This is a genomic window from Brenneria populi (assembly GCF_036016195.1).
Lineage (GTDB): Bacteria > Pseudomonadota > Gammaproteobacteria > Enterobacterales > Enterobacteriaceae > Brenneria > Brenneria populi.
The window spans coordinates 1-8061 of sequence record NZ_JAYWTM010000038.1 but is presented as its reverse complement, the minus strand read 5'-3'; the positions used below and the strand labels follow the sequence as shown (position 1 = coordinate 8061).

Genomic DNA, 8061 nt, shown 5'->3' with positions numbered 1-8061 from the left:
AAATTCAGTAAACCACTTCAAGATTACGTTTGCCCGCGCTGTTGAGCGCTTCTCTTTCGCGATAGGTCGCCCCGTTTATCGCATTCGTTTGGCAATCTTTTCACAAGTAAGGGTAATAACCTGATTTTCATAAGATTATTGAGTGAGCGACAATGTTTCCACTTTACGCTAAAGTAGATCACTCTTTTTCAGTGAGCACGGAGTCATGATGTACGATCGCTATCAAGGTTTGATCTTTGATATGGACGGCACCATCCTCGATACGGAACCCACGCATCAGAAAGCATGGAATCAAGTGCTGGCAAGATACGGGATTAGCTATGATGCCGCCGCTATGACGGCACTGAACGGATCGCCTACCTGGCGTATCGCGCAGGCTATTATTCATCATCATCAGGCTGATATCGACCCCTACCAGCTGGCCGCCGAAAAAGCGGCGGCGGTGGAGGCGATGCTGCTGGATACGGTAAAACCGTTGCCCACGGTCGATATCGTTAAAGCGTATTGGGGACGCCGCCCAATGGCGGTTGGCACCGGGAGTACCCATGCGTTGGCCGACAAACTGCTGAAGCATCTCGGCCTACGCGACTTTTTTGACGCAATTGTAGGGGCGGATGATGTCGATAATCATAAGCCTTTTCCCGATACCTTTTTACGCTGCGCCGAATTGCTAGCCGTCGCGCCGGAAAACTGCGTGGTGTTTGAGGATGCGGATTATGGCGTTGAGGCGGCCGTAAGGGCAAAGATGACCGTGGTTGATGTGCGTAAACGGTGAGTGAGTTATGGGCCGCTTTTTCTCTCTTCTGGAGTAGCCTGCTGAGCGCGACGTTGCTGCCCGGCGGTTCGGAAGTTTTGCTCATTTCTTTGCTGGTTTCTGAAAGCGCGGGCCCCCTGTTGCTGATTATGGCCGCAACGGCGGGGAATACTCTGGGCGGATTAACCAATGTTTTCATCGGGCGCCGGCTGCCGGCGCCAAAACCATCGATGGGATATGGTTTGGCTGTACGCTGGCTACGGCGTTACGGCCCGGCTGCGTTATTATTTAGCTGGATTCCGCTAGTCGGCGATTTGTTGTGCGTATTGGCAGGTTGGTTACGCATGCCTTGGATAAGCTCGGCGGTTTTTATCTGTATTGGAAAAATGCTGCGCTATATCGTTCTGACGGGGATAATCTTGCAAGGCATGGCAGGGTGGTCTTAACCGGAAATGAGATCTGGTGCGGTCCATCAAGTTTCAATTATGCTTACAAACATTACATTTAACATCGGGAGGTCGATTTGATCCCGGATATATCACAGGCTCTTTCCTGGCTGGAAAATAATCCTCAGGCGGTGAACGGTATCCAGCGCGGCATCGAGCGCGAAACTTTGCGCGTTATGGCGGACGGACAGCTTGCCGCAACCAGGCATCCGGAGACGTTAGGCGCGGCGTTGACGCATCCATGGATTACAACGGATTTTGCCGAAGCGCTGCTGGAGTTTATTACGCCGGTCGATAAAGATGTCGATCATACCCTGGCGTTTTTGCGCGATATCCATCGTCACGTCGCGCGTAATTTGGGTGACGAGCTGATGTGGCCGTTGAGCATGCCGTGCTTTATCGCTAATGAGCAAGATATCGAGCTGGCGCAATATGGCTCATCCAATATCGGGCGTTTCAAAACTCTTTATCGTGAAGGGTTGAAGAGCCGCTATGGCGCGCTGATGCAGACGATTTCCGGCGTACACTACAATTTTTCCTTGCCGTTATCATTCTGGCAGGCCCGGGCCGGCGTCAGCGATATGGAAAGCGGTAAAGCGGAAATCTCCGCCGGATATTTCCGTCTGATCCGAAATTATTACCGCTTTGGCTGGGTTATTCCGTATCTGTTTGGCGCGTCGCCCGCGATTTGCTCCTCCTTCCTGCAAGGCAGGGAGACGTTGCTGCCGTTTGAACGCACGGAAAAAGGGATGTGTTATCTCCCCTATGCAACGTCCCTGCGCATGAGCGATCTCGGCTACACTAATAAGTCACAGAGCAATTTGGGTATTACGTTTAACGATCTGAATACCTATGTGGCGGCGCTGAAACAGGCGATAAAAACCCCGTCGGAAGAGTATGAGAAGATCGGGATAAAGAAAGACGGCCGCTACTTACAGTTAAATACCAACGTATTGCAGATTGAAAATGAGCTTTATGCGCCAATAAGGCCGAAACGCGTTACCCGGGCGGGCGAGTCCCCCTCCGACGCCCTGCTGCGTGGCGGGATTGAATATATTGAAGTCCGTTCGTTGGATATCAATCCTTTCTCGCCTACCGGGGTCGATGCCAGCCAGGTACGTTTCCTGGATCTGTTCCTGATCTGGTGTGCGTTGGCGGATGCGCCGGAGATGAGCGCAGATGAACTGTTGTGCACGCGTAAAAACTGGAATCGCGTGATACTTGAAGGGCGTAAACCGGGGCAGACTATCGGTATGGGGTGTGAAACGGAACAGCATCCTATCGCCAAGATCGGAAAATCGTTGTTTACCGACCTGCGTCGGGTCGCCGAGGTTTTGGATAACGGCAGCGATCAGCCATATTATCAGCAAGTTTGCGATGAGCTGATTATTGGCTTTGACGATCCCGAAACCACCTTCTCCGGTCGTCTGTTGAACCTGATGAAAGAAAGCGGCAATCGCGGGGTTGGACTTCATCTGGCGGAAAAATACCGTAAGATGCTCCGCGAAGAGCCGCTGCAGGTATTGACAGAAGAACAGTTGGAAGCGGAGAGTGAACGTTCATGGCGCCGTCAGCGGCAGATCGAGGCGGACGATAAGGTAAGCTTTGAAGCGTATTTGGCGGCCCAGTAAAAGAAAAGGCCACATATAAATGTGGCCAAATAAACATCTCTAATAGGGATGATGATAAATGCGCGTCTTTCAAATAGTCAGACTTGCATGGAAAAGAAAAGTTCCCGGAAATGAGAAAAAATAAATTTTTTCTATGAGGAGGTGGCCTTATGCCATTACTAGATAGTTTTACTGTAGATCATACTCGTATGGCTGCGCCCGCTGTCCGGGTTGCCAAAACCATGAAAACCCCTCATGGCGATACTATCACCGTATTTGACCTGCGTTTTTGCCGCCCGAATATCGAAGTCATGCCGGAGCGCGGCATTCATACGCTGGAACACCTGTTTGCCGGCTTTATGCGCGACCATCTGAATGGCGATGGGGTAGAGATCGTTGATATTTCCCCGATGGGCTGCCGTACCGGCTTTTACATGAGCCTGATCGGTACGCCTGACGAGCAGCGTGTCGCCGATGCCTGGAAAGCCGCCATGGCCGACGTGCTGAAAGTGACCGATCAGCGTAAGATTCCCGAGCTTAACGAATACCAGTGCGGTTCGTATCAACTGCATTCGCTGACCGAAGCCCAGGATATTGCCCGGCATATTCTGGATCGCGATATCGGCATCAACCATAACGATGAGCTGGCGTTGCCGAAAGAGAAACTGTCGGAGTTACATATCTGATTGGAAAATAAAAAAGAGAGCCGCACGGCTCTCTTTTTTATCAGGCTACGCGCCGCGTCAGGCGGCGACGAAATGCTGTATTACCCGGCTGCCGAAGTAGGATAAGGTCAGCAGCAGCGCGCCGATCAGGTTAAACCATACCACGCGGCGTCCTCGCCATCCTTCATGGTAGTGCCCCCACAGCAGTAGAATATAGATAAACCAGGCAAACAACGAAAAGATCGCCTTGTGCAGATTCTCTTTGTTGTCGATCAGATCGTCCATATAGAACAAACCGGTACACAGCGTCAGAGTCAAAAGAATCACGCCGACCTGGGTGATGTGAAACATTTTGCGCTCGATGCTCATCAGCGGCGGCATATCGGCGGTAAAGCGCAGCTTTTTATTTTTTAACAAATAATCGAGCCATGCCAGCTGTAGCGCATAAAGCGCGGCGATGATCAGCGTCGCGTAGGAGAAGAGCGCCAGGCCGATATGGAACAGCAGTTCCGGCGTGGTTTCCAGATGGGTAATGAATTCGCCGGGCATAAAGCTGGCGAACGCCAGGTTGATTAGCGCGAAAGTGTAGACAATGGGCAGCAGGAACCATCCGCGATTCCGGGAGGCGACAATGGTCATCACCGTGCAGATGATCAGGCTGACAAGGGATCCGATATTCAGCAGGCTAAGGTTCTGCCCGGCCTGGACGTCAAAAATACGTTGATAAAGCGCCGCCGCATGACAGATAAGGGCGACGCCGGCCGAAAGTATCGCCAGCCGACGATATGCGCTGTTCTTGCGCAGCAGGCCGGGGATAATCAGTCCAAGGCTAAGCGTGTAGGCGACCAAAGCGACAATAGCGAAAACGGACATACGCGTAGGTTATTAACTATCAGCTGAGTAAAATGAGCATTCAGTATAGCGTTAGTCTCCATAGGCACCAACTGTTCTGCGCCCGAGGCGCAGAGATCGCCGCGGCTTTCGTGTTATAATCCGCGCCATTCGCGTCGCGGTAGCGGCTTTGTCTTACATTGAGCATGAGATATGTTTGAAAATTTAACCGATCGACTATCGCGCACATTGCGCAATATCAGCGGCCGCGGGCGGTTGACTGAAGACAATATAAAAGAGACGCTGCGTGAAGTTCGTATGGCGTTGCTTGAAGCTGACGTCGCCTTACCGGTGGTGCGGGAATTTATTAACCGGGTAAAAGAGCGGGCCGTCGGCCACGAAGTCAACAAGAGCCTGACCCCGGGACAAGAGTTCGTCAAGATCGTTAAGAATGAGCTTGTCGGCGCCATGGGGGAGGTTAACGCGGAGCTGAACCTTGCCGCTCAGCCGCCGGCCGTGGTTTTGATGGCCGGCCTGCAAGGGGCCGGTAAAACCACCAGCGTGGGTAAGTTAGGTAAATTTCTTAGAGAAAAACAGAAGAAAAAGGTGCTGGTGGTTTCCGCCGACGTCTATCGTCCGGCGGCCATTAAACAGCTGGAAACGCTGGCGCAAAGCGTCGGGGTCGATTTCTTTCCATCTGACGCCCAGGAAAAACCGATCGATATCGTCAATCGGGCGCTTCAGCACGCTAAATTGAAATTCTACGACGTGTTGTTAGTCGATACCGCGGGCCGCCTTCATGTCGATGACGCCATGATGGATGAGATTAAACAGGTTCACGCGGCGATCAATCCGGTGGAGACCCTGTTTGTGGTCGACGCCATGACCGGGCAGGACGCCGCCAATACGGCAAAAGCCTTTAATGAGGCGCTGCCGCTGACCGGCGTGATTTTGACCAAAATCGATGGCGACGCCCGCGGCGGCGCGGCCTTGTCTATCCGGCATATCACCGGCAAGCCCATTAAATTCCTTGGCGTAGGTGAAAAAACGGAGGCGCTGGAGCCGTTTTATCCCGAGCGTGTGGCGTCCCGTATCCTTGGCATGGGGGATGTTATTTCCCTGATCGAGGATATTGAAAGTAAGGTTGACCGTACTCAGGCTGAGAAGCTGGCCAAGAAGCTGAAAAAAGGCGACGGATTCGATCTGACCGACTTTCTGGAGCAGTTGAAGCAGATGCGCAACATGGGCGGCATGGCGAGCATGATGAGCAAAATGCCGGGCATGGGGCAGTTGCCCGATAATGTTAAGTCGCAGATGGATGACAAAGTGCTGGTGCGCATGGAAGCGATCATTAACTCAATGACGCTCAAGGAGCGGGCGAAGCCTGAAATCATTAAGGGGTCGAGAAAACGTCGGATCGCGATGGGGTCGGGGGTGCAGGTTCAGGATGTCAATCGTCTGCTGAAGCAGTTCGATGATATGCAGCGCATGATGAAGAAAATGAAGAACGGCGGTTTGGCGAAAATGATGCGCGGCATGAAAGGTATGATGCCGCCGGGATTCCCGGGGCGTTAATTGCTGAAAATCCGTCGAGTAGACAAAGTATCGCGGGCTTATACGCTTTAGATTGCTTTTTGCGCCAAAATGAGTAAAATTTTGGGGCTTTTTATATGACACTGGGCCCCGTTCCTCGATGGGGCCCGGTTGTTTTATTAACTAAAGAGGATGTTATGGTAACAATTCGTTTGGCACGTGGCGGCGCTAAAAAACGCCCGTTTTATCAAGTTGTCGTGACCGATAGCCGCAATGCGCGCGATGGTCGCTTCATTGAACGCGTAGGCTTCTTCAACCCGATCGCAACCGGTCAGGCGGAAGCTCTGCGTTTAGATCTGGATCGCATCGAACATTGGGTCGGTCTGGGTGCAACTGTTTCTGATCGCGTAACTTCGCTGATCAAAGACGCTAAAAAAGCAGCGTAATCTGTTGCGGTGGTGACAATGAGCAAGCAACTCAGCCCGACGGATCCCGCTAACCCGATCGTATTGGGGAAGATGGGGTCGACTTATGGCATTCGGGGTTGGCTCAGAGTGTTTTCATCCACCGAAGATGCCGAGAGCATTTTTGATTATCAACCTTGGTTTATCCAGACGAAAAGTGGTTGGCGGCTTGTCGAGCTTGAAAGCTGGAAACATCACAATCAGGATCTGATCATCAAGATTAAAGGTGTTGACGATCGTGATGCGGCAAACTTACTGACTAATTGCGAAATTACCGTCGATTCGTCGCAGTTGCCCGAGCTGGATGAAGGTGATTATTACTGGAAAGATCTTATTGGCTGTCAGGTCGTGACCGTTGCAGGTTATCAACTGGGGAAAGTCATCGATATGATGGAAACCGGTTCAAACGACGTGATGGTGATAAGGGCTAACCTGAAGGATGCCTTCGGGGTCAAGGAGCGGCTGGTTCCGTTCCTCACTGAACAGGTTGTTAAGCGAGTCGACCTCTCTGCTCAAACCATTGAAGTAGATTGGGATCCTGGTTTTTGAACTCTGAATTGACCGGTAGTATGAAGTGGAACGAGACTATGTGGATTGGGGTTATTAGCCTGTTTCCAGAGATGTTCCGCGCAATTACTGACTACGGAGTCACTGGCCGGGCAGTAAAAAATGGCCTGCTGAACGTACAGTACTGGAGTCCGAGAGACTTCGCGTACGATCGGCATCGCACCGTGGACGATCGCCCTTACGGCGGCGGCCCCGGAATGCTGATGATGGTGCAACCCTTGCGGGATGCGATCCAGGCAGCAAAAGAAGCGGCAGGCGAAGGTGCCAAAGTGATTTATTTATCGCCTCAGGGGCGTAAATTAGATCAAGAAGGCGTGCGCCAACTGGCGACAAATCAGAAAATAATCCTGGTTTGCGGCCGGTACGAGGGGATTGATGAGCGCGTGATTAAAACCGAGATTGATGAAGAATGGTCAATCGGTGATTACGTTCTCAGCGGCGGGGAACTGCCGGCAATGACCCTGATTGATTCCGTTTCCCGGTTTATACCGGGCGTTCTGGGTCATCAGGCTTCAGCAGAAGAGGATTCTTTCGCTGATGGATTGTTGGATTGCCCCCATTTCACTCGTCCCGAAGTGTTGGCCGGTATGGATGTTCCGCCAGTTTTACTGTCAGGCAACCATGCTGAAATACGCCGCTGGCGTTTGAAGCAGTCGCTGGGCCGAACCTGGCTTAGAAGACCTGAACTTCTGAAAAGCCTAGCTCTGACTGACGAGCAAGCAGCGTTGCTGGCTGAGTTCCAGAAGGAATATCAGTCTGAGCAACAAAAGTATTAGGCGGTCGTTTCGCTATGGCCTGCCGAACCCAAATATCAGTTTACCTAGGGTAAGAGACATATTATGAGCAACATTATTAAGCAAATTGAACAAGAACAGATGAAGCAGGACGTACCTGCATTTCGTCCGGGTGATACCGTAGAAGTGAAGGTATGGGTTGTTGAAGGCAGCAAAAAACGTCTGCAGGCATTCGAGGGCGTGGTTATCGCTATTCGTAACCGCGGTCTGCATTCTGCATTCACTGTTCGTAAGATTTCCAACGGCGAAGGCGTAGAACGCGTTTTTCAAACGCATTCTCCAGTCGTTGACAGCATCGCTGTTAAACGCCGTGGCGCCGTACGTAAAGCCAAATTGTACTACCTGCGTGAACGCACTGGTAAGTCCGCCCGTATCAAAGAGCGTCTTAACTAAGATA

Annotated in this window: 10 protein-coding genes; 9 read left to right on the top strand and 1 reads right to left on the bottom strand. The window is 51.8% G+C overall.

The genetic code is table 11. The annotated features are described in order from the left end of the window. Window positions 1-208 precede the first annotated feature (208 nt). From yqaB to luxS, 4 genes are all read left to right on the top strand, one after another. The gene (yqaB, locus tag VSX58_RS21170; RefSeq protein ID WP_327619812.1) at window positions 209-775 is read left to right on the top strand and encodes a fructose-1-phosphate/6-phosphogluconate phosphatase; all 567 of its coding nucleotides are present in this window, start codon (window positions 209-211) and stop codon (window positions 773-775) included. Next, window positions 772-1200 carry a YqaA family protein gene (locus tag VSX58_RS21165; protein ID WP_327619810.1) on the top strand — a complete coding sequence of 143 codons (429 nt, stop codon included), beginning with the start codon at window positions 772-774 and terminating at the stop codon, window positions 1198-1200. The genes yqaB and VSX58_RS21165 overlap by 4 nt, the downstream gene beginning before the upstream one ends. A 77-nt stretch (window positions 1201-1277) precedes the next feature. Further along, a complete protein-coding gene (gene gshA / locus VSX58_RS21160; RefSeq protein WP_327619809.1) occupies window positions 1278-2831 on the top strand; it encodes a glutamate--cysteine ligase in 1554 nt (517 codons plus the stop codon). Window positions 2832-2980: 149 nt separating this feature from the next. After that, window positions 2981-3496 (top strand): S-ribosylhomocysteine lyase, encoded by a 516-nt coding sequence (luxS, locus tag VSX58_RS21155; RefSeq protein WP_327619808.1) that lies wholly within the window; start codon window positions 2981-2983, stop codon window positions 3494-3496. A 57-nt stretch (window positions 3497-3553) separates the two neighbouring features. Here the strand turns inward: luxS and VSX58_RS21150 are convergent, their stop codons facing one another. Further along, a complete protein-coding gene (locus VSX58_RS21150; RefSeq protein ID WP_327614364.1) occupies window positions 3554-4348 on the bottom strand; it encodes a cytochrome C assembly family protein in 795 nt (264 codons plus the stop codon). Window positions 4349-4519: 171 nt separating this feature from the next. Between VSX58_RS21150 and ffh the strand changes: the two genes are divergently transcribed. The 5 genes from ffh to rplS all read left to right on the top strand — a co-directional run bounded on the left by ffh (window position 4520) and on the right by rplS (window position 8057). After that, complete coding sequence (gene ffh / locus VSX58_RS21145; protein WP_327614365.1) at window positions 4520-5881, top strand: signal recognition particle protein; 1362 nt, start codon at window positions 4520-4522, stop codon at window positions 5879-5881. 155 nt (window positions 5882-6036) lie between these two features. Continuing rightward, window positions 6037-6285 (top strand): 30S ribosomal protein S16, encoded by a 249-nt coding sequence (gene rpsP / locus VSX58_RS21140; RefSeq protein ID WP_048637762.1) that lies wholly within the window; start codon window positions 6037-6039, stop codon window positions 6283-6285. An 18-nt stretch (window positions 6286-6303) separates the two neighbouring features. Next, window positions 6304-6852, top strand: a complete 549-nt coding sequence (rimM, locus tag VSX58_RS21135; protein WP_327619807.1) for a ribosome maturation factor RimM — start codon at window positions 6304-6306, stop codon at window positions 6850-6852. 38 nt (window positions 6853-6890) lie between these two features. After that, window positions 6891-7646, top strand: a complete 756-nt coding sequence (gene trmD, locus VSX58_RS21130; protein WP_327619811.1) for a tRNA (guanosine(37)-N1)-methyltransferase TrmD — start codon at window positions 6891-6893, stop codon at window positions 7644-7646. A gap of 63 nt (window positions 7647-7709) precedes the next feature. Continuing rightward, window positions 7710-8057, top strand: a complete 348-nt coding sequence (gene rplS / locus VSX58_RS21125) for a 50S ribosomal protein L19 (RefSeq protein ID WP_009111758.1) — start codon at window positions 7710-7712, stop codon at window positions 8055-8057. The last annotated feature ends 4 nt before the right edge of the window (window positions 8058-8061 follow it).